This is a genomic window from Streptomyces huasconensis, from assembly GCF_021028635.1.
GTDB classification, from domain to species: domain Bacteria; phylum Actinomycetota; class Actinomycetes; order Streptomycetales; family Streptomycetaceae; genus Streptomyces; species Streptomyces huasconensis.
Window position 1 is genome coordinate 6,012,501 of record NZ_CP086119.1, and the last position, 22,320, is coordinate 6,034,820.

11 protein-coding genes, 1 tRNA gene and 2 rRNA genes are annotated in these 22,320 nt (G+C 67.8%); 12 read left to right on the top strand and 2 right to left on the bottom strand.

Translation table 11 applies throughout. From position 1 onward, the window contains the following. Window positions 1–187 precede the first annotated feature (187 nt). The 3 genes from J2N69_RS27410 to J2N69_RS27420 all read left to right on the top strand — a co-directional run bounded on the left by J2N69_RS27410 (window position 188) and on the right by J2N69_RS27420 (window position 4,293). Window positions 188–3,311: ribosomal RNA gene (locus J2N69_RS27410) — 23S ribosomal RNA — on the top strand. Between the two features lie 87 nt (window positions 3,312–3,398). Then, window positions 3,399–3,515, top strand: a 5S ribosomal RNA gene (rrf, locus tag J2N69_RS27415). Window positions 3,516–3,630: 115 nt separating this feature from the next. Then, window positions 3,631–4,293 (top strand): DegT/DnrJ/EryC1/StrS family aminotransferase, encoded by a 663-nt coding sequence (locus tag J2N69_RS27420; protein WP_230904895.1) that lies wholly within the window; start codon window positions 3,631–3,633, stop codon window positions 4,291–4,293. Here the strand turns inward: J2N69_RS27420 and J2N69_RS27425 are convergent. Then, window positions 4,290–5,207, bottom strand: a complete 918-nt coding sequence (locus J2N69_RS27425; RefSeq protein WP_230903079.1) for a CE1 family esterase — start codon at window positions 5,205–5,207, stop codon at window positions 4,290–4,292. The genes J2N69_RS27420 and J2N69_RS27425 overlap by 4 nt on opposite strands. Before the next feature lie 116 nt (window positions 5,208–5,323). Here J2N69_RS27425 and J2N69_RS27430 point away from each other — a divergent pair. Continuing rightward, window positions 5,324–5,396: transfer RNA gene (locus tag J2N69_RS27430), tRNA-Thr, on the top strand. 104 nt (window positions 5,397–5,500) lie between these two features. Here J2N69_RS27430 and J2N69_RS27435 read toward each other — a convergent pair. Then, window positions 5,501–8,176: a SpoIIE family protein phosphatase gene (locus tag J2N69_RS27435; RefSeq protein ID WP_230903080.1), complete on the bottom strand. Its 2,676-nt coding sequence runs from the start codon at window positions 8,174–8,176 to the stop codon at window positions 5,501–5,503. A gap of 270 nt (window positions 8,177–8,446) precedes the next feature. Here J2N69_RS27435 and J2N69_RS27440 point away from each other — a divergent pair, with 270 nt between their 5' ends. The 8 genes from J2N69_RS27440 (at window position 8,447) to J2N69_RS27475 (ending at window position 22,311) form a co-directional block, all read left to right on the top strand. Further along, on the top strand, window positions 8,447–13,954 hold the full coding sequence (locus J2N69_RS27440; protein WP_230903081.1) for a HAMP domain-containing protein: 5,508 nt from the start codon (window positions 8,447–8,449) through the stop codon (window positions 13,952–13,954). A gap of 244 nt (window positions 13,955–14,198) precedes the next feature. Further along, a complete protein-coding gene (locus J2N69_RS27445; protein WP_205037364.1) occupies window positions 14,199–14,882 on the top strand; it encodes a response regulator in 684 nt (227 codons plus the stop codon). A gap of 126 nt (window positions 14,883–15,008) precedes the next feature. Next, complete coding sequence (locus tag J2N69_RS27450) at window positions 15,009–17,789, top strand: DNA translocase FtsK (protein WP_230903082.1); 2,781 nt, start codon at window positions 15,009–15,011, stop codon at window positions 17,787–17,789. A gap of 206 nt (window positions 17,790–17,995) precedes the next feature. Beyond that, window positions 17,996–18,883: a helix-turn-helix domain-containing protein gene (locus J2N69_RS27455; RefSeq protein WP_230903083.1), complete on the top strand. Its 888-nt coding sequence runs from the start codon at window positions 17,996–17,998 to the stop codon at window positions 18,881–18,883. Window positions 18,884–19,069: 186 nt separating this feature from the next. Beyond that, window positions 19,070–20,542 carry a 30S ribosomal protein S12 methylthiotransferase RimO gene (rimO, locus tag J2N69_RS27460; protein ID WP_230903084.1) on the top strand — a complete coding sequence of 491 codons (1,473 nt, stop codon included), beginning with the start codon at window positions 19,070–19,072 and terminating at the stop codon, window positions 20,540–20,542. Then, window positions 20,539–21,240, top strand: coding sequence for a CDP-diacylglycerol--glycerol-3-phosphate 3-phosphatidyltransferase (gene pgsA, locus J2N69_RS27465; protein ID WP_230903085.1), 702 nt, complete (start codon window positions 20,539–20,541; stop codon window positions 21,238–21,240). Before rimO ends, pgsA begins: the two co-directional genes overlap by 4 nt. Window positions 21,241–21,266: 26 nt before the next feature. After that, window positions 21,267–21,827 (top strand): CinA family protein, encoded by a 561-nt coding sequence (locus J2N69_RS27470; RefSeq protein ID WP_230903086.1) that lies wholly within the window; start codon window positions 21,267–21,269, stop codon window positions 21,825–21,827. A gap of 109 nt (window positions 21,828–21,936) precedes the next feature. Then, complete coding sequence (locus J2N69_RS27475; protein ID WP_055529762.1) at window positions 21,937–22,311, top strand: helix-turn-helix domain-containing protein; 375 nt, start codon at window positions 21,937–21,939, stop codon at window positions 22,309–22,311. Window positions 22,312–22,320 lie beyond the last annotated feature (9 nt).

Sequence of the window (22,320 nt, forward strand, 5' to 3'; positions counted from 1 at the left end):
ACTGCTCGTAAGAGTGTGGAAAGCACGATCTCCGGACGAAGACTGGTCGGGCACGCTGTTGGGTATCTGAGGGTACGGACTTGTTCCCGACCTCAATGCCGACCCCAGTGCACTCACTGGTTTTGCTGGTGGGGTGATGGGTGGTTGGTCGTTGTTTGAGAACTGCACAGTGGACGCGAGCATCTGTGGCCAAGTTTTTAAGGGCGCACGGTGGATGCCTTGGCACCAGGAACCGATGAAGGACGTGGGAGGCCACGATAGTCCCCGGGGAGTCGTCAACCAGGCTTTGATCCGGGGGTTTCCGAATGGGGAAACCCGGCAGTCGTCATGGGCTGTCACCCGCTGCTGAACACATAGGCAGTGTGGAGGGAACGCGGGGAAGTGAAACATCTCAGTACCCGCAGGAAGAGAAAACAACCGTGATTCCGGGAGTAGTGGCGAGCGAAACCGGATGAGGCCAAACCGTATACGTGTGAGACCCGGCAGGGGTTGCGTATACGGGGTTGTGGGATCTCTCTTTCACAGTCTGCCGGCTGTGAGACGAGTCAGAAACCGTTGATGTAGGCGAAGGACATGCGAAAGGTCCGGCGTAGAGGGTAAGACCCCCGTAGTCGAAACATCAGCGGCTCGTTTGAGAGACACCCAAGTAGCACGGGGCCCGAGAAATCCCGTGTGAATCTGGCGGGACCACCCGTTAAGCCTAAATATTCCCTGGTGACCGATAGCGGATAGTACCGTGAGGGAATGGTGAAAAGTACCGCGGGAGCGGAGTGAAATAGTACCTGAAACCGTGTGCCTACAAGCCGTGGGAGCGTCGGATGTTGGACTTGTCCAGCATCTCGTGACTGCGTGCCTTTTGAAGAATGAGCCTGCGAGTTTGCGGTGTGTTGCGAGGTTAACCCGTGTGGGGAAGCCGTAGCGAAAGCGAGTCCGAATAGGGCGATTTAGTAGCGCGCTCAAGACCCGAAGCGGAGTGATCTAGCCATGGGCAGGTTGAAGCGGCTGTAAGAGGTCGTGGAGGACCGAACCCACCAGGGTTGAAAACCTGGGGGATGACCTGTGGTTAGGGGTGAAAGGCCAATCAAACTCCGTGATAGCTGGTTCTCCCCGAAATGCATTTAGGTGCAGCGTCGTGTGTTTCTTGCCGGAGGTAGAGCACTGGATAGGCGATGGGCCCTACCGGGTTACTGACCTTAGCCAAACTCCGAATGCCGGTAAGTGAGAGCGCGGCAGTGAGACTGTGGGGGATAAGCTCCATGGTCGAGAGGGAAACAGCCCAGAGCATCGACTAAGGCCCCTAAGCGTACGCTAAGTGGGAAAGGATGTGGAGTCGCACAGACAACCAGGAGGTTGGCTTAGAAGCAGCCACCCTTGAAAGAGTGCGTAATAGCTCACTGGTCTAGTGATTCCGCGCCGACAATGTAGCGGGGCTCAAGCGTACCGCCGAAGTCGTGTCATTCACACAATAGGGCCAACGCCTGTGTGGATGGGTAGGGGAGCGTCGTGTGCCGGGTGAAGCTGCGCCGGAAGGCAGTGGTGGACGGTTCACGAGTGAGAATGCAGGCATGAGTAGCGATACATACGTGAGAAACGTGTGCGCCGATTGACTAAGGGTTCCTGGGTCAAGCTGATCTGCCCAGGGTAAGTCGGGACCTAAGGCGAGGCCGACAGGCGTAGTCGATGGATAACCGGTTGATATTCCGGTACCCGCTGTGAAGCGTCAAACATCGAATCAGGCGATGCTAAGTCCGTGAAGCCGCCCCGATCTCTTCGGAGTTGAGGGGAGTGGTGGAGCCGACGGACCAGACTTGTAGTAGGTGAGTGATGGGGTGACGCAGGAAGGTAGTCCAGCCCGGGCGGTGGTTGTCCCGGGGTAAGGGTGTAGGCCGTGCGGTAGGTAAATCCGTCGCACATAAGGCTGAGACCTGATGCCGAGCCGATTGTGGTGAAGTGGATGATCCTATGCTGTCGAGAAAAGCCTCTAGCGAGTTTCATGGCGGCCCGTACCCTAAACCGACTCAGGTGGTCAGGTAGAGAATACCGAGGCGTTCGGGTGAACTATGGTTAAGGAACTCGGCAAAATGCCCCCGTAACTTCGGGAGAAGGGGGGCCATCACCGGTGATGAGTCTTGCACTCTGAGCTGGGGGTGGCCGCAGAGACCAGCGAGAAGCGACTGTTTACTAAAAACACAGGTCCGTGCGAAGCCGTAAGGCGATGTATACGGACTGACGCCTGCCCGGTGCTGGAACGTTAAGGGGACCGGTTAGTGCACTTTCGGGTGTGCGAAGCTGAGAACTTAAGCGCCAGTAAACGGCGGTGGTAACTATAACCATCCTAAGGTAGCGAAATTCCTTGTCGGGTAAGTTCCGACCTGCACGAATGGCGTAACGACTTCTCGACTGTCTCAACCATAGGCCCGGTGAAATTGCACTACGAGTAAAGATGCTCGTTTCGCGCAGAAGGACGGAAAGACCCCGGGACCTTTACTACAGTTTGATATTGGTGTTCGGTTCGGCTTGTGTAGGATAGGTGGGAGACTGTGAAGCATGCACGCCAGTGTGTGTGGAGTCGCCGTTGAAATACCACTCTGGTCGTGCTGGATGTCTAACCTCGGTCCGTGATCCGGATCAGGGACAGTGTCTGATGGGTAGTTTAACTGGGGCGGTTGCCTCCCAAAGAGTAACGGAGGCGCCCAAAGGTTCCCTCAGCCTGGTTGGTAATCAGGTGTTGAGTGTAAGTGCACAAGGGAGCTTGACTGTGAGACCGACGGGTCGAGCAGGGACGAAAGTCGGGACTAGTGATCCGGCGGTGGCTTGTGGAAGCGCCGTCGCTCAACGGATAAAAGGTACCCCGGGGATAACAGGCTGATCTTCCCCAAGAGTCCATATCGACGGGATGGTTTGGCACCTCGATGTCGGCTCGTCGCATCCTGGGGCTGGAGTCGGTCCCAAGGGTTGGGCTGTTCGCCCATTAAAGCGGTACGCGAGCTGGGTTTAGAACGTCGTGAGACAGTTCGGTCCCTATCCTCTGTGCGCGTAGGAATATTGAGAAGGGCTGTCCCTAGTACGAGAGGACCGGGACGGACGAACCTCTGGTGTGCCAGTTGTCCTGCCAAGGGCATGGCTGGTTGGCTACGTTCGGAAAGGATAACCGCTGAAAGCATCTAAGCGGGAAGCCTGCTTCGAGATGAGTATTCCCACCCCCTTTGAGGGGTTAAGGCTCCCAGTAGACGACTGGGTTGATAGGCCAGATCTGGAAGCCCGGTAACGGGTGGAGGTGACTGGTACTAATAGGCCGAGGGCTTGTCCTCAGTTGCTCGCGTCCACTGTGTTGGTTCTGAAACCACGAACAACCCCATGCAAGGTCACGCATGGTGCGGTTGACAGTTTCATAGTGTTTCGGTGGTCATAGCGTGAGGGAAACGCCCGGTTACATTCCGAACCCGGAAGCTAAGCCTCACAGCGCCGATGGTACTGCAGGGGGGACCCTGTGGGAGAGTAGGACGCCGCCGAACTAATATTGAGAGAGCTGGTCTCTGAACTTCGGTTCAGGGACCAGCTCTTTTTTGTTTTGCGTCACTTGCCGTTCACGTTGTGCAGCCAACATCCGCAGACATGGGGACAGTTGGAATGTTGCACGCCGCCGGTATCGGTACCGGCGACGAGGTCATCGTGCCCGCATACGGGAACGCCGAGGTCGCCGAGGCCGTGGTCCAGGCGGGAGCGCTGCCGGTCTTCGCCGACATAGAGCCGGCGACGTACTGCCTCGATCCTGACGCCGTAGCCGCCGTGGTGACGCCACGCACGGCCGCCGTCATCGTCGTACACCGCTTCGGGAGCCAGGCCGACGTACGGCGCCTGCGGGATCTGGGGAGCCGCGCCGGGTTTCTCGTTCTGGAGCAGGGCGAGTCGGAGGCTCCGTACGAAGGTGTGGAGCGCCGGCGGGCGCATGCGGCCTACCTCAGTGGGCGGCTCAGTGGAGTCGTGACGCCGGACGGCGGTGAGGGGCACAGCTATCAGCAGTACGTGGTGCGGGTGCCCGGGAACGGGCGGCCGGACCGGGACGCGTTCGCACGTGCCGTGCGGGCCAGGGGAGTCAACTGCTGGGTGCCGGTGAAGACTCCGGTGCACCGGATGCCGCAGTTCCGCAGGGACGTGAGTCTGCCGGAGACCGAGCGGGCCGCGGATGAGACGCTGGCTCTGCCCGTCGACGCGTCGATGTCGCGGCGCGATCTTCAGCGCGTCGTCTCCGCCTGCAATGCCCTCGGAGGGCTTCTGCAACCCGCTTTCTAGGAAGCCTTCTTGGAGTGGGACTCGAAGAAGTCCCACATCAGGTCGGTGGCATCGACACCGGCCTGCGGGTCGGACATGCTGCCGCCCGTGCCGCCCGGCCAGGAGTGGCCCATCTCGGGCAGTCGATAGACGACGACGTCCGAGCCGTCACGGCAGTCGGCGATCGTCCTGCGGATGTTGTTCTTGAGTTTCCTGGGTTCGCCGGGATCGCACGACAGGCGTTTCTGCCAGGTGTTGATGCCCGCGTCCATTCCGCCGTAGTGCTCGTCGAGACCGCCGATGAAGGTCATCACCGAGACCGGGGTCTTGGGCATGTACGAGGCCTTCTCCGCGTCAGTACCGAGATAGCCGCCGCTGACAGGCGCGAGGGCCGCGAAGGTGTCGGGGAGTTCCACGGCGAGTTTGTACGCCATGTCGCCGCCGTTGGAGATGCCCGTGGCGTAGACGCGGGACGGGTCCGCGTGCCAGGTCTTGGTCAGCCCGGCCGTCAGCGTGCGGATGAAGCCGACGTCGTCCTCGGTGCCGCAGCAGATCAGCGCGTTGAAGCCCCGGTTGAGTCCGTCGGGGTAGGCGACGAGGAAGTTCTCCTCGTCGGCTTTGGTGTTGAGGCCGCTGATCTCCGCCATGTCCTTTCCGTCGGCCGGATAAGGGTGCAGGGCTATGACGAGCGGCAGCTTCTCGGAGCGCGTATATCGCGGTGGGGCGTGGACGGTGTAGACGCGCTTCTCGCCCTTCCATAACAGCGTGACCTTGTGGTCGCCCGGGCGCGGGATCTCCGCGGCCGCCGGCTTCTTCGAGGGCCGTGCGTCCGGGGTGTCTTCGTCGTAGGAGCCGCAGGCCGTGAGTGGCAGGAGCAGGGCGGCGAGTGCCAGCGGAAAGGCGGAACGCGGGTGGATCGCGCGTCGGGTCGGCATACGCGCAGGGTGGCAGCGCGGGGGCGGGTGGTCCAGAGGAACGGGCGGTTCGGAGGGGCGCGAAATTCAGGTATGATCTATTTCGTTGCCGCGCGGGACACCGCGAAGGGCAGCAGGCCCCTATAGCTCAGTCGGTAGAGCGTCTCCATGGTAAGGAGAAGGTCAGCGGTTCGATTCCGCTTGGGGGCTCAATGCGTGAAGGCCTCCGCCCAGTTGGGCGGGGGCCTTCTTTGTGTTCGGACGTCGCTCGCCGTGCCGTGGTCCCGGGGCACCTGGCGGTGCCCCGGAGCCGCTCAGTCCTTTTCGAGGCCGGGGACGCGCATCGCCAGGATGGCCATGTCGTCCGACGGGGCGTCCGACGCGAAGCGCTCCACCGCGCGCATGATGCGCGCCGCCACCGCGCCGGCCGTCAGGCCCGTACAGGTCGTGAGGACCTCCGCGAGCCCGTCGTCGCCGAGCATGCGGGTGCCCTCGCGGCGCTCGGTGACGCCGTCGGTCACGCAGAGCAGGACGTCGCCCGGGTCGAGCGTCATCGTCTCCTCGTACAGTTCGAGGTCGTCCATCACGCCGAGCAGGGGCTGCGGTTCGGCGTACGGCTCGACGGTGCCGTCCTGGCGCAGGCGCAGCGGCAGCGGGTGGCCGGCGCAGACGATCTTCAGGACCGCCGAGCCGTCCTCCTGGGGCCACAACTCGCCGTAGAGGAGCGTCAGGAAGCGGCTGCGGGAGCCCTCGTCGAGGATCGCGGCGTTCAGGCGCTCCAGGACCGCGGGGCCGCCGAAGCCCTCGCGGGCGAGCAGGCGCAGGGCGTGCCGGGCGAGGCCCGTGACGGCGGCGGCCTCCGGGCCGGTGCCGCAGACGTCGCCGATCGCGAAGCCGTACGCGCCGTCGCGGATCGGGAAGAGGTCGTAGAAGTCGCCGCCGACCTCGTTGCCCTCGCCGGCCGCGCGGTAGATGACGTCGACCTCGACGCCCGGGATCTGGGGCAGGCCGGGCGGTAGCAGGCTGCGCTGGAGGGACTGGCTGATGGCCATGCGCTCGGAGTAGAGGCGGGCGTTGTCCAGGGCCAGGGCCGCTCGGCGGGAGAGATCTTCGGCCAATTCGAGGATCTCTTGGCGGAAGTGCTCGTCGGAGGGCTTACCGAGCGTGAGCATGCCGATGACGCGGTTGCGGGCCACCAGGGGCAGCACCACCGTCTCGCCGCCCACCGCGGACGCCGTGGACAGGGTGGTGCCGATGCCCGAGCCCAGGGTCATCGGTTCGCCGAGGCCCAGGCTGCGCATGGAGGTGCGCAGCGCCGCCTGGTGGGCGGCCTCCGAGGGGGCGCCCCAGATGCGGGCGCCCGGGGTGGGGACCGGGTCCGGGGGGTCGATCTTGGAGAGGAGTGCCTTCAGGCCGTCGATGCGCTCCTCGTCCTCGTGCAGGACGTACGAGAGGTAGGGCTCGGCGGACTGGTCGGCGATGGTGTAGACGGCGCACCAGGTGGCGAGGGTCGGGACCGTCATCTGGGCCATGAGGGCCAGGGTCTGGTCGCGGTCCAGGGTGCCCGCGAGGAGGTCGGAGGCCTCGACGAGGAAGGAGAGGGAGCCGCGGCGGAGCCGCTCCAGCTCGCCGAGGCGCGCGGACTCCACGGCGAGGGCGATGCGGTCGGCGGCGAACTGCAGGCGCAGGGCCTCTTCGTTCGAGTACCGGTCGGGGGCCTCCGCGGCGACGCCGAGGGAGCCGGTGAGGCGGCCCTCGACCTTGAGCGGGACCGTGACGACGGATCGCATGCCCGTGCCGCTCAGCAGCGGGACGGCGCCGGGGACGAGGGTGAGGTCCTCGTGGACGGCCGGCATGCGGGCCGAGCCGTAGCGCCCGGGACCCGCCTCGACGGGGACGCGGGCGAAGCGCTGGCGGGCCGAGGGCAGGCCGGTGGAGGCGCGGACCTCCAGTTCCGTCTCGTCGTCGGTGGCCAGGAGCAGGAAGGCCGCGTCGCCGTCGAGCATGTCGCGGGCGCGCTCGACGGTGCGCTGGAGCAGGCCGTCGAGGTCCTCGGGGGCGGGGGAGCCGATGAAGACCTCGAAGGGGTCCGTGGCGTTCGGCTCGCTGAGGGTGCCCTGCTCGGGGGTCGCGCCGCGCAGGGGCGTCTGCAGTACCGCGCGCTCGTCGTCGCGCACGAGGAGGCAGACCGTGGACGGCTCGCCCTCGTTGTCGCGTACGCGCAAGTGGGAGGCGTAGACGGGGATGACGCGGCCGTGGGAGCCGCGGATGCCGTAGCTGCCTTCCCAGCGGGAGAGCTGGAGGGCCTCGGCGATGCCGGTGCTGGTGCCGGGGGTGTGCGGCCAGGCCGCCAGGTCGTTCAGGGGCTTGCCGATGACCTGCTCGGCGGCGTACCCGAAGAGGTCTTCGGCGTCTTCGTTCCAGGCGTTGATCGCGCCCGCGCGGTCGATCTGGATGACGGCGACGCGGACCCTGCCGTCGGCGACCGGCAGGAGGTCGGCCGGGAGGGCGGGCCCCGCGGTGCGGGTGCCCACGGGCCGGTGGGGGAGGTCGAGTTGGAACCAGACCAGTTTGTGCGTGGGGGTGTAGTCGACGCCCCAGCGGGTGGCGAGCGCGGCACAGAGCTGGAGGCCGCGGCCGCCCTCGCGGTCGGGGCTGCCCATGTTCACGGAGGACTGCTGGAGCGGGATCTCCCGCTCCGGATAGCGGTCGGAGACCTCGATGCGTACGGCGTCCTCGCTGCGCAGGCAGAGGACGTCGGCGGCCGTGCCGGCGTGCACCACGGCGTTGGTCACCAGCTCGCTGGTGAGGACGACCGCGTCGTCGACGATGTCCGTGAACCCCCACCCCTGGAGGGTGTCGCGTACGAAGGAGCGGGCCGTCGCGACGGATCGTCCGACGGGGTCGAAGGTGGCAGCCGCGCGCGCGGTGATCACAGCACTCCTCGTAAGAGTTTCGACGGTGTCGACGCCCGGGTCTCCCGAACTCATGGTGCGGCCGCCCCTCCGATGCCCGCTTGTTCGTGTACCACCGCCCAGGCCGGGCAGGACCGGGGTGGTTGGACAGCCGGATGCAAGGTTACTTACCTTCGCCGTCCATGCTGATGCCGGTCGCCGGTCTTTCCGCCCGGAGGGGTGCGGACGATGTGCGAAGCTGCCGAACTGTTATGGCCTGGTTCCGCCATGGTGAAACACTGGGCAGGGTTCAGGAAGACGTCCGAGCAGGACAAGCAGTAGGTCAACCCTTGCGGGAGGGACACAGTGGAGTCTGGCGCAGCGACGCGGGGCACTGAGACGCGCGCGAAAGACGGACAGTCCCTTGACAAACAGCGCAAGCCGCGCAATGGGGCGACTGCTTCCGTGGACGCGGCGGCCTTGAACCGGCTGCTCGCGGCCCTGGTGGCCATGCGGGACGGCAATTTCCGAAAGCGGCTCACCGTCTCCGGCGACGACGTCATGTCGCAGATCGCGGCGGTCTTCAATGAGGTGGCCGACCGGAATCTGCACCTCACCGGTGAGCTGTCCCGGGTCCGGCGCATGGTCGGACGTGAGGGAAAACTCACGGAACGGCTGGAGAGCGGAGCGAGCGAGGGCTCCTGGGCGGCCGCGATCGAGGCGTCGAACGCCCTTGTCGACGATCTCGTACGTCCTGTCTCCGAGGTCGGCCGGGTCCTCTCCGCGGTGGCGGAGGGCGACCTGGAGCAGCGCATGGAACTGCGGGCGCAGTCGGTGGACGGAAACGGCCATCCGCTGCGCGGGGAGTTCCTGAAGGTCGGCCGGACGGTCAACAACCTCGTCGACCAGTTGTCCACCTTCACCGACGAGGTCACGCGGGTGGCCAGCGAGGTCGGCACGGAGGGCAAGCTGGGCGGGCAGGCCAAGGTCCGGGGGATGTCCGGTTCGTGGAAGGACCTCACGGACTCCGTCAACACCATGGCGTACCGCCTGACGGCGCAGGTGCGCGACATCGCGCTGGTGACGACGGCCGTGGCCAAGGGTGACCTGTCCCGCAAGGTCACGGTCCATGTCGCGGGCGAGATGCTGGAGCTGAAGAACACCGTTAACACGATGGTGGACCAGCTCTCCTCGTTCTCCTCCGAGGTGACGCGCGTCGCCCGGGAGGTCGGCACGGAGGGCGAGCTGGGCGGCCAGGCGCAGGTGCCGGGTGTGGCCGGCGTGTGGAAGGACCTCACCGATTCGGTGAACCTCATGGCCGGCAACCTCACCGCCCAGGTGCGGGGCATCGCGGAGGTGACCACGGCGGTCGCCAACGGCGACCTGTCGCGGAAGGTGACGGTGAGCGCGCGCGGCGAGGTCGCCCAGCTCGCCGAGACGATCAACCAGATGACCGAGACGTTGCGTACGTTCGCGGACGAGGTCACACGCGTGGCCAACGAGGTCGGTGCCGAGGGGCAGCTGGGTGGTCAGGCCAATGTGCCGGGCGCGGCGGGGACGTGGAAGGACCTGACGGACTCGGTCAACACGGTCTTCCGCAACCTCACCACGCAGGTGCGGGACATCGCGCAGGTGACGACGGCGGTGGCGAACGGCGATCTGTCGCAGAAGGTCACCGTCGATGTCGCGGGCGAGATGCTCGAGTTGAAGAACACCGTGAACACCATGGTGGACCAGCTCTCCGCCTTCGGCTCCGAAGTCACGCGCGTGGCGCGGGAGATCGGTGTCGAGGGTGAGCTGGGCGGTCAGGCGCAGGTGCAGGGCGCGGCCGGTACGTGGAAGGACCTCACCGACTCGGTGAACACCGCCTTCCGCAACCTCACCGGTCAGGTGCGCAACATCGCGCAGGTGACGACGGCGGTGGCCAACGGCGACCTGTCGCAGAAGGTCACGGTGGACGTCTCCGGAGAGATGCTCCAGCTGAAGAACACCGTGAACACGATGGTGGACCAGCTGTCGTCCTTCGCCGACCAGGTCACGCGGATGGCGCGCGACGTGGGCACCGAGGGCCGGCTCGGCGGCCAGGCGCGCGTGGACGGCGTGAGTGGTACGTGGAAGGACCTCACCGACTCCGTCAACTTCATGGCGGGCAACCTGACCTCTCAGGTACGGCAGATCGCGCAGGTGACCACGGCGGTGGCCCGCGGCGACCTGTCCCAGAAGATCGAGGTCGACGCGCGCGGCGAGATCCTGGAGCTGAAGAACACCATCAACACGATGGTCGACCAGCTCTCCGCCTTCGCCGACCAGGTGACCCGGGTGGCCCGCGAGGTGGGCACCGAGGGGCGGCTGGGCGGTCAGGCGCAGGTGCCGGGCGTGGCCGGTGTGTGGCGCGACCTGACGGACTCCGTGAACGGCATGGCCGGGAACCTCACCGCGCAGGTGCGCAACATCGCGCAGGTCGCGACGGCGGTGGCCCGCGGTGACCTGTCGCAGAAGATCGACGTGGACGCGCGCGGCGAGATCCTGGAGCTGAAGAACACCCTCAACACCATGGTGGACCAGCTCTCCGCCTTCGCGGAGCAGGTCACGCGGGTCGCCCGCGAGGTGGGCACCGACGGCATCCTCGGCGGTCAGGCCGAGGTGCAGGGCGTCTCGGGGACCTGGAAGGACCTGACGCAGTCCGTGAACGGCATGGCGAACAACCTCACCCTCCAGGTGCGGAACATCGCCGAGGTCACCACGGCCGTCGCCATGGGTGACCTCTCCAAGAAGATCACCGTGGACGCCAAGGGCGAGATCCTGGAACTCGTCACGACCGTCAACACCATGGTCGACCAGCTCTCGTCGTTCGCCGAGCAGGTCACGCGCGTGGCCCGCGAGGTGGGCACCGAGGGACAGCTCGGCGGCCAGGCGCGGGTGCCGGGCGTCACCGGCATCTGGAAGGACCTGAGCGACAACGTCAACCTGATGGCCAACAACCTGACCAGCCAGGTGCGGAACATCTCCCAGGTGTCGGCGGCGGTTGCCAACGGCGACCTCACCAAGAAGGTCACGGTCGAGGCGCGCGGCGAGGTCGCCCAGCTCGCCGACACGGTCAACACGATGGTGACGACGCTCAGCTCGTTCGCCGACGAGGTCACGCGCGTGGCCCGTGAGGTGGGCACGGACGGCATCCTCGGCGGCCAGGCGCGCGTGCCGGGTGTCTCCGGTACGTGGAAGGACCTCACCGAGTCCGTGAACTCGATGGCGTCCAACCTGACCGGCCAGGTCCGCAACATCGCGATGGTGACCACCGCGATCGCCAAGGGTGATCTCACCAAGAAGATCGACATCGACGCCCGGGGCGAGATCCTGGAGCTGAAGACGACCATCAACACGATGGTGGACCAGCTGTCGTCCTTCGCCGAGCAGGTCACCCGGGTCGCCCGCGAGGTGGGCACGGAGGGCCAGCTGGGCGGCCAGGCGCGCGTGCGGGACGTCGACGGCACCTGGCGCGACCTCACCGAGTCCGTGAACGAGATGGCCGGGAACCTCACCCGGCAGGTGCGGGCCATCGCCAAGGTCGCCACCGCGGTGACCCGGGGCGATCTCAACCTGAAGATCGAGGTCGACGCGGCGGGCGAGATCCAGGTCCTCCAGGACAACATCAACACGATGATCGCCAACCTCCGCGACACCACCCTGGCCAACAAGGAGCAGGACTGGCTCAAGGGCAACCTCGCGCGGATCTCGGGCCTGATGCAGGGCCGCCGGGACTTGGAGGACGTCGCCTCGCTGATCATGAGCGAGCTGACGCCGGTGGTCTCCGCGCAGCACGGCGCGTTCTTCCTGGCGATGCCCACGGATGACGCCACGGACCTCGGCGGCGAGAACGAGGACGCGTACGAGCTGCGCATGCTCGGCAGTTACGGCTACTCCATGGGCTCCATGCCGACGTCCTTCCGGCCCGGTGAGACGCTGATCGGCACGGCCGCCAAGGAGCGCCGCACGATCCTCGTGGAGAACGCGCCCTCGGGCTATCTGCGGATCGCCTCCGGCCTCGGTGAGGCGCCGCCCGCGCAGGTCATCGTGTTGCCGGTGCTCTTCGAAGGGACCGTCCTCGGGGTGATCGAGCTGGCCGCGTTCCAGCCCTTCACGCAGATCCAGAAGGACTTCCTCAGCCAGATCGCCGAGATGATCGCGACGAGCGTCAACACCATCAGCGTCAATACGAAGACCGAGGTGCTGCTCAAGCAGTCGCAGGAGCTGACCGAGCAACTGCGTGAGCGGTCTGCGGAGTTGGAGAGCCGGCAGAAGGCGTTGCAGGACTCGAACGCCGAGTTGGAGGAGAAGGCCGAGCTGCTGGCCCAGCAGAACCGCGACATCGAGGTCAAGAACACCGAGATCGAAGAGGCCAGGCAGGTCCTGGAGGAGCGTGCGGAGCAGCTCGCGGTCTCGATGCGCTACAAGTCCGAGTTCCTGGCGAACATGTCGCACGAGCTGCGTACGCCGCTCAACTCCCTGCTGATCCTCGCCAAGTTGCTCGCGGACAACGCCGACTCGAACCTCACCCCGAAGCAGGTGGAGTTCGCCGAGACGATCCACGGCGCGGGCTCGGACCTGCTCCAGCTGATCAACGACATCCTCGACCTGTCGAAGGTGGAGGCCGGCAAGATGGACGTCTCCCCGACGCGCATCGCCCTGGTCCAACTCGTCGACTACGTAGAGGCCACTTTCCGCCCGCTGACCGCCGAGAAGGGGCTCGACTTCTCCGTACGTGTCTCCCCGGAGCTGCCCGCGACCCTGCACACGGACGAGCAGCGCCTGCTCCAGGTGCTGCGCAACCTCCTGTCCAACGCGGTGAAGTTCACCGACTCCGGAGCGGTCGAGCTGGTGATCCGGCACGCCAACAACGACGTGCCCAACGCCATCCGCGAGCAGCTCCTGGAGGCGGGCTCGCTGCGGGACCCGGGCGCCGACCTGATCGCCTTCTCGGTCACCGACACCGGCATCGGCATCGCGGCCAGCAAGATGCGGGTCATCTTCGAGGCGTTCAAGCAGGCCGACGGTACGACCAGCCGGAAGTACGGCGGCACGGGCCTCGGCCTGTCGATCAGCCGGGAGATCGCGCGGCTGCTCGGCGGCGAGATCTACGCCCAGAGCGAGCCGGGCCGCGGCTCGACGTTCACGCTCTATTTGCCGCTGCACCCGAGCGAACTGCCTCCCCAGGGCTACGCGCAGCTCGCGCCCCCGCGCTCCACGGCGGAACTGCCCGCGGCGGAAAGCTCCCCGGCGGCCGCCGAGGCTCCCGCGCAGCCGGACACCGCCGCGGTGCCGCAGGAGCCGCAGACGGGCCCGGCGGCCCTTCTGCGCCGCCGTCGGCGCGCGGCGGCAGCGGCGGCGGAGCAGCCGCCCGCGCAGCCGGCCCAGCCGGTGACCGGCGGCCAGGAGCAGCGGCCGCAGGAGCAGTGGCCCACCGGGCCGGAGGCGTCGGCCGCGCGGTCGGGCTTCCACTTCGAGGGGGAGAAGGTGCTGATCGTCGACGACGACATCCGCAACGTCTTCGCGCTCACCAGCGTCCTGGAGCAGCACGGCCTGTCGGTGCTGTACGCGGAGAACGGCCGCGAGGGCATCGAAGTCCTGGAGCAGCACGACGACGTGACGGTCGTTCTGATGGACATCATGATGCCGGAGATGGACGGGTACGCCACGACGACGGCGATCCGCAGGATGCCGCAGTTCGCCGGGCTGCCGATCATCGCGCTCACGGCGAAGGCGATGAAGGGTGACCGGGAGAAGGCGATCGACTCCGGAGCTTCCGACTACGTCACGAAGCCGGTCGATCCCGATCACCTGTTGTCGGTGATGGAGCAGTGGATGCGCGGGCAATGACCGAGAAGCGGCGTCGTCACACGGAGTTGCTGACAGAGTGTGGCCGAGGTCGTGTAGAACCACGGTATCCGGGGAACCTTCTGGTCTCCCACCGCGTTTCTGCTACGTGCACAGTGACATCGCGGTGACAGGGTGTGGCGACAGGCGGGGTGCGGCTACCATGACCGGCACAAGGACGGGCGGCGCAAGGGAGTCGTCCTCTGGGGCGGCGCCCGGTGTTTCGCCGGGGCGAGGAGGGCGGGCCATGGTGCAGAAGGCCAAGATCCTCCTGGTCGATGACCGGCCGGAGAATCTGCTGGCGCTGGAGGCCATCCTCTCTGCGCTCGATCAGACACTGGTGCGGGCATCGTCCGGGGAGGAAGCGCTCAAAGCACTACTCACGGACGACTTCGCGGTCATTCTGCTGGATGTCCAGATGCCGGGAATGGACGGCTTCGAAACCGCCGCGCACATCAAGCGGCGGGAGCGGACCCGGGACATCCCGATCATCTTCCTCACCGCCATCAACCACGGGCCGCATCACACCTTCCGTGGCTATGCGGCGGGCGCGGTGGACTACATCTCCAAGCCGTTCGACCCGTGGGTGCTGCGCGCGAAGGTCTCGGTCTTCGTCGAGCTGTACATGAAGAACTGCCAACTGCGGGAGCAGGCGGCGCTGCTGCGTCTCCAGCTGGAGGGCAGCGACAAGTCCTCGGCGGGCGACGCCAAGGAGCCGGCGGGTCTGCTCGCCGAGCTGTCGGCGCGGCTCGCCGCCGTCGAGGAACAGGCCGAGGCGCTCTCCAAACAGCTGGACGACGAGTCGGCGGACGCGGCCGCGGTCGCCACCGCCGCCCATCTCGAACGCAAACTGACCGGCCTGCGCCGCGCCCTTGACGCCCTGGAACCCGGCACCGGCAGCGGCGCCCCCTCGGTCCCCTCGCAGAACTGACGCGGCGCCGCCCGCCCCGCGGAGTCGGTGAGCGCCCGTCAGTTCACCGAGTCCACAAGGGCGACACGAACGGGTGAAGCGTGGGCACACGTGTCCACAGTGGTCGACAGCGGTAACCTCACACCCATGGCCTCACGTCAGTCCGCAGCCAAGAAGACGCCCGCGAAAAAGGCGGCCGCGCCGACGAAGGCCTTGGCGAAGAGGCCCGCCGCCAAACCGCCCGCGAAGAGGCCCGCCGCGAAGAAGGCGCCCGCCAAGAGGGCACCGGCCAAGAAGGCCGTGGCGAAGAAGCCCGCCCCCGCGCCCGTACCCAGCCCCACCAGCGGGCTCTACCGCCTGGTGCGCGCGCTCTGGCTGGGCATCGCCCACACGGTCGGCGCGATGTTCCGGGGCATAGGGCGCGGCGCGAAGGGCCTCGATCCCGCCCACCGCAAGGACGGCCTCGCGCTGCTGCTGCTCGGCATCGCCCTGATCGTCGCGGCGGGCACCTGGTCGAACCTGCGGGGCCCGGTCGGTGACCTCGTCGAGATCCTGGTGACCGGCGCGTTCGGCCGCCTCGACCTGCTGGTGCCGCTGCTGGTCGGCGCCATCGCCGTACGCCTCATCCGGCACCCGGAACAGCCCGAGGCGAACGGCCGGATCGTGATCGGCCTCTCCGCCCTGGTCGTCGGCGTCCTCGGGCAGGTCCACGTGGCGTGCGGCTCGCCCGCCCGCGGCGACGGCATGCAGGCGATAAGGGACGCCGGTGGCCTGATCGGCTGGGGCGCCTCCACCCCGCTGATCTTCACCATGGGCGAGATCCTCGCCGTGCCGCTGCTGGTGCTGCTCACCGTCTTCGGACTGCTCGTCGTCACGGCGACGCCCGTCAACGCCATCCCGCAGCGCCTGCGGCTGCTCGGCATCAAGCTCGGTGTGCTCCAGCCGTACCCCGAGGACGACGCCTACACCGACGACGAGCACTACGAGGAACCGTGGCGCGAGGCCCCGCCCGCGCGCTCCGCACGGCGGCGCTCCGCCGCCCCGGACGCGTACGCCCCCGATCAGGCGGAGGAGGAGGCGCTTACCCGGCGCCGCAAGCCGCGCCGGACCCCCGTACAGCCACAGCTGGGCCGGCCCCTGGACGCCGTGGACGTGGCGGCCGCCGCGGCCGCCGACCTGGACGGCGCCGTCCTGCACGGCATGCCGCCCTCGCCGCTGGTCGCCGATCTGACGCAGGGCGTCTCGGGGGAGCAGCAGGAGCGCGAGGAGCAGGCGGAGCGCGCGCCCACGGCCCCTGTGCCGCCCGCGCGCGCCACGGACGCCCCCGTGCCCGGCAAGCTCAAGAAGAAGCCGCAGGCGCCCGCTGAGGGCGTCGTGCCGGACCTCACCAAGTCCCCGCCCGACGCCCCGCGCGAGCTGCCGGCGCGCGCCGAGCAGCTCCAGCTCGCCGGCGACATCACGTACGCGCTGCCCTCGCTCGACCTTCTGGAGCGCGGCGGCCCGGGCAAGACCCGCAGCGCCGCCAACGACGCGGTCGTGGCCTCGCTGACGAACGTCTTCACGGAGTTCAAGGTCGACGCGGTCGTCACCGGCTTCACGCGCGGTCCGACGGTCACGCGCTACGAGATCGAGCTGGGTCCCGCCGTGAAGGTGGAGAAGATCACGGCACTGGCCAAGAACATCGCGTACGCCGTCGCCTCCCCGGACGTGCGGATCATCTCGCCGATCCCCGGCAAGTCCGCCGTCGGCATCGAGATCCCCAACACCGACCGCGAGATGGTCAACGTCGGCGACGTGCTGCGCCTCGCGGACGCCGCCGAGGACGACCACCCGATGCTGGTCGCGCTCGGCAAGGACGTCGAGGGCGGCTACGTCATGGCCAACATGGCGAAGATGCCGCACATCCTGGTCGCCGGTGCCACCGGTTCCGGTAAGTCGTCGTGCATCAACTGCCTGATCACTTCGATCATGATAAGAGCGACGCCCGAGGACGTACGGATGGTCCTCGTCGACCCCAAGCGCGTCGAGCTGACCGCGTACGAGGGCATCCCGCACCTGATCACGCCGATCATCACCAACCCGAAGAAGGCCGCCGAGGCCCTCCAGTGGGTCGTACGCGAGATGGATCTGCGCTACGACGACCTGGCCGCGTTCGGCTACCGGCACATCGACGACTTCAACCGGGCCGTCCGTGAGGGCAAGCTCAAGACGCCCGAGGGCAGTGAGCGGGAGCTGCAGCCCTATCCGTACCTGCTGGTGATCGTCGACGAGCTGGCCGACCTGATGATGGTCGCGCCGCGCGACGTCGAGGACTCCATCGTGCGCATCACGCAGCTCGCGCGCGCGGCCGGCATCCACCTGGTGCTCGCCACGCAGCGGCCCTCGGTGGACGTCGTGACCGGGCTCATCAAGGCGAACGTCCCTTCGCGGCTCGCCTTCGCGACCTCCTCGCTCGCGGACAGCCGCGTCATCCTGGACCAGCCGGGCGCGGAGAAGCTCATCGGGAAGGGCGACGGCCTCTTCCTGCCGATGGGCGCGAACAAGCCCACCCGCATGCAGGGCGCCTTCGTCACCGAGGACGAGATCCACGCGGTGGTCCAGCACTGCAAGGACCAGATGGCGCCCGTCTTCCGCGACGACGTCACCGTCGGGACCAAGCAGAAGAAGGAGATCGACGAGGACATCGGCGACGACCTCGATCTGCTCTGCCAGGCCGCTGAGCTGGTGGTCTCCACCCAGTTCGGCTCCACGTCGATGCTCCAGCGCAAGCTGCGCGTCGGCTTCGCCAAGGCCGGTCGGCTGATGGACCTCATGGAGTCGCGCAGCATCGTGGGCCCGAGCGAGGGCTCCAAGGCACGTGACGTCCTGGTGAAACCCGATGAGCTGGATGGAGTGCTCGCCGTCATCCGCGGGGAGGCACAGGCCTGAGGAATCGGGGAGGCAACCGTTTCCCTTCGGCGTACGTCAAGTTGAGGGAGAGGGCAGCGCGGTGTCGGGGCGGCGCGATGTGCCGCCATAGGGAGGTCCATCCCTTCTGATGGCGTACAAAGTCCGTCCGTCCGGTTGCCCCACCCTTTCAAGGCCCCCCTAAACTGAACCTCCGGCAGGTGGCTACACGCTCGAAAGGCGCCCCCGTGTCCATCGGCAACTTCCCTGAAGACGACCGACCTTCAGACGACCGCCTCGACCGACTCACCGACCCGGCCGACCAGAGCCCGGCAGGTGACCACCAGGCCGACGACCGGCCCTCGATCGGCCACGCGCTGCGGCAGGCCCGCATCGACGCGGGCCTCACCGTGGACGAGATCAGTACGTCCACCCGGGTGCGCATCCCCATCGTGCACGCCATCGAGCAGGACGACTTCTCCCGCTGCGGCGGGGATGTGTACGCCCGCGGCCACATCAGGACGCTGGCCCGCGCCGTCCGCCTCGATCCGGCCCCGCTCGTCGCGCAGTACGACGCGGCGCACGGCGGTCACCCGCCCGCACCCACCTCGGCGGCGCCGCTCTTCGAGGCCGAACGCATCCGCTCCGATCCGCGCCGGCCGAACTGGACCGCCGCCATGGTCGCCGCGATCGTCGCGGTGATCGGCTTCGTCGGTTTCACCGCGTTCAACGGCGGTGACGACGGCGCCAAGTCGCAGCCGGTCGCCGAGGGCCCGGCCTCCGCCCCCACCAAGGCCGCGGAGAAGCCCAAGCCCAACAAGCCGGCCGACCCCAAGCCCGACCCGTCGGACAGCGCCATCGCCGGCGTGCCGCGCGACAAGGTCACGGTGAAGGTCGCCGCCGCCGACGGCCGCAGCTGGATCTCGGCCAAGGACCACAGCGGCCGCACCCTCTTCGACGGCGTCCTGGAGCAGGGCCAGGCCAAGACGTTCCAGGACAAGCAGAAGATCGACCTCATCCTGGGCGACGCGGGCGCGATCAACCTGTACGTGAACGGCAAGCCGGTCGAGAACGAATTCGAACCCGGCCAGGTCGAGCGCCTGTCGTACACGAAGGGCGACCCGGAGGTCGGCTGACCGGTCCCGCTCTCCGGGAGCCCTGACGGCCGTCCCGTGTGCCGCCGACCGGTGCTCCACAAGCCGCTGACCAGCGGCGCGGCGCGGACCGCGGTGACGTCCGGGTGACGTGCGGAGGGCGGCGGGCCGACCGTCGGGTAACCCTGGCGGCGGGGGCCGTAGCGCGGACGAAGTAGTCTTGAGACCATGCCCGAACGCCGCACCGTCGCCCTTGTCACTCTTGGCTGCGCCCGTAACGAGGTGGACTCGGAGGAGCTCGCAGGCCGCTTGGAGGCGGATGGCTGGCAGCTCGTCGAGGACGCCGAGGACGCGGATGTCGCCGTCGTCAACACCTGCGGCTTCGTCGAGGCCGCCAAGAAGGACTCCGTCGACGCCCTCCTCGAAGCCAATGACCTCAAGGGGCACGGCAGGACCCAGGCCGTCGTCGCGGTCGGCTGCATGGCCGAGCGGTACGGCAAGGAACTCGCCGACGCGCTCCCCGAGGCCGACGGCGTGCTCGGGTTCGACGACTACTCCGACATCTCCAACCGGCTCCAGACCATCCTCAGCGGCGGCAGCGTCGAGGCGCACACCCCGCGCGACCGGCGCAAGCTCCTGCCGATCAGCCCCGCGGAGCGGCAGGTCGCGGGGGCCGGGGTCGCCCTGCCCGGGCACGCTCCCGTAGAGGCCCCCCAGGACCTGCCCGAGGGCGTCGCGCCCGCGTCCGGGCCGCGCGCCCCGCTGCGCCGCCGCCTCGGCAGCACCCCCGTCGCCTCGGTGAAGCTGGCCTCCGGCTGCGACCGGCGCTGCTCGTTCTGCGCCATCCCGTCCTTCCGCGGCTCCTTCATCTCGCGCCGCCCCTCCGACGTCCTCGGCGAGACCCGCTGGCTCGCCGAGCAGGGCGTCAAGGAGGTCATGCTCGTCTCCGAGAACAACACCTCGTACGGCAAGGACCTCGGTGACATCCGGCTCCTGGAGACGCTGCTTCCCGAGCTGGCCGCCGTCGACGGGATCGAGCGCATCCGGGTCAGCTACCTCCAGCCCGCCGAGATGCGGCCCGGCCTCATCGACGTCCTCACGTCCACGGAGAAGGTCGCCCCTTACTTCGACCTGTCCTTCCAGCACTCCGCGCCCGGCGTGCTGCGCGCGATGCGGCGCTTCGGTGACACCGACCGCTTCCTGGAGCTGCTGGAGACCATCCGGTCCAAGGCGCCGCAGGCCGGTGTCCGCTCCAACTTCATCGTCGGCTTCCCCGGCGAGACCGAGGGCGACCTTGCCGAGCTCGAGCGGTTCCTGACCGGCGCGCGCCTGGACGCCATCGGCGTCTTCGGGTACTCCGACGAGGAGGGCACCGAAGCGGCGACGTACGACGGGAAGCTCGACCAGGACGTCGTCGACGAGCGGCTCGCGCACATCGCGCGGCTCGCCGAGGACCTCACCTCCCAGCGCGCGGAGGAGCGGCTCGGCGAGAGCGTCGAGGTCCTTGTGGAGTCCCTCGACGAGGAGGAAGGGCCGCTCGGCCGGGCCGCGCACCAGGCTCCGGAGACGGACGGCCAGATCCGTCTGACGGGTCCCGGGGCCTCCGGGGGCCTCCAGGTCGGCCGTATGGTCATGGCAAAGGTCGTCGGCACGGAGGGCGTGGACTTGGTGGCTGAATGTCCTGAGGAGGCCGGCAGATGACCGGAGTCCCGGCATCCGCGTCAGGCGGCTCCGGCGCGCACGGTGCTCCGGGCGCCAAGCCGGTGCGTGGCGGGAAGCTGGGTGCTGCGGCCGTCAATCAGGCCAGCCTGTGGAATGTCGCCAACCTGTTGACCATGCTCCGGCTGCTGCTCGTGCCGGGCTTCGTGATGCTGCTGCTCGGCAACGGCGGGTACGACCCGGCCTGGCGCTCCTTCGCCTGGGCCGCCTTCGCCGTCGCCATGATCACCGACCTCTTCGACGGGCATCTGGCCCGTACATACAACCTGGTCACGGACTTCGGGAAGATCGCCGACCCCATCGCCGACAAGGCGATCATGGGCGCCGCGCTGATCTGCCTGTCGTGGCTCGGCGACTTGCCCTGGTGGGTCACCGGGGTGATCCTCGGGCGTGAGCTGGGCATCACGCTGCTGCGGTTCTGGGTGATCCGCTATGGAGTCATTCCGGCCAGTCGCGGCGGCAAGATGAAGACGCTGGCGCAGGGCACGGCGGTCGGCATGTACGTTCTCGCCCTGACGGGGCCGCTCGCGACACTGCGGTTCTGGATGATGGCGGTCGCCGTCGTACTGACAGTGGTGACCGGGCTCGACTATGTGAAGCAGGCCGTGGTGCTGCGCAGGCAGGGCATGGCCGAGGAGCGTATGGCGGCAGTGGAGTCCGCCCGGGAGGCAGCGAAGTGACATCCCCCGGACTTTCGGCTGTCGCGGTGTCGGCGAGCAGGCTCCTGCGGCTTCTCGCCGCGCGCGGTGAGACGCTGGCCGTCGCCGAGTCGCTCACCGGGGGCCTGGTGGCCGCGGAGATCACCGCGGCGCCCGGCGCGTCGGCGGTCTTCCGGGGGTCCGTCACGGCGTATGCCACCGAGGTGAAGCGGGACGTGCTCGGCGTCGAGGGCACCCTGCTGGACGAACGCGGAGCCGTTGATCCCGAAGTCGCCCGACAGATGGCGATCGGTGTCCGCAAGGCGCTCGGCGCCGACTGGGGCATCGCGACCACCGGTGTAGCGGGGCCCGCCTCCCAGGACGGCAAGCCCGTCGGAACCGTCTTCGTGGCGGTCGCGGGGCCGGGCACGGAGGGCATGGTCAGCATGCGGGGTTACGCCGATGGCGGAGCCGAGGGGAAAGTCGTCGCCCTGCGGTTGAACGGAGACCGCTCGGAAATCCGTAGGGAGAGTGTGCGGAGCGTGCTGACGCTGCTGCTCAAGCAGCTGCCGGACGAACCTCCCGGGAACGGGCGGGCACAGGATACGGAACAGAACGGGGGGAATTGATGTTTGCAGCCCTGAGTGAACACGACATCGCTCCCCGCACGGCCGCCGCACGAGGCGGTACGGTGGGGCGTGAAGGATGCGGCTACGCGGTCCGAGGAGGGAGCCACCGATGATTCTGCTCCGTCGCCTGCTGGGTGACGTGCTGCGTCGGCAGCGCCAGCGCCAGGGCCGTACTCTGCGCGAAGTCTCCTCGTCCGCCCGAGTCTCGCTCGGCTATCTCTCCGAGGTGGAGCGGGGGCAGAAGGAGGCTTCCTCCGAGCTGCTTTCCGCGATCTGCGACGCGCTTGACGTACGGATGTCCGAGCTGATGCGTGAAGTGAGCGACGAGCTGTCGCTCGCGGAGCTGGCTGAGTCGGCAGCAGTCACGGAACCGGTGCGCGCGCCGGTTCGCCCGATGCTCAACTCCGTCTCCGTGGCCGGTGTGCCACCGGAACGGGTGACGATCAAGGCGCCGGCCGAGGCGGTGGACGTCGTCGCGGCCTGATGGTGCCGT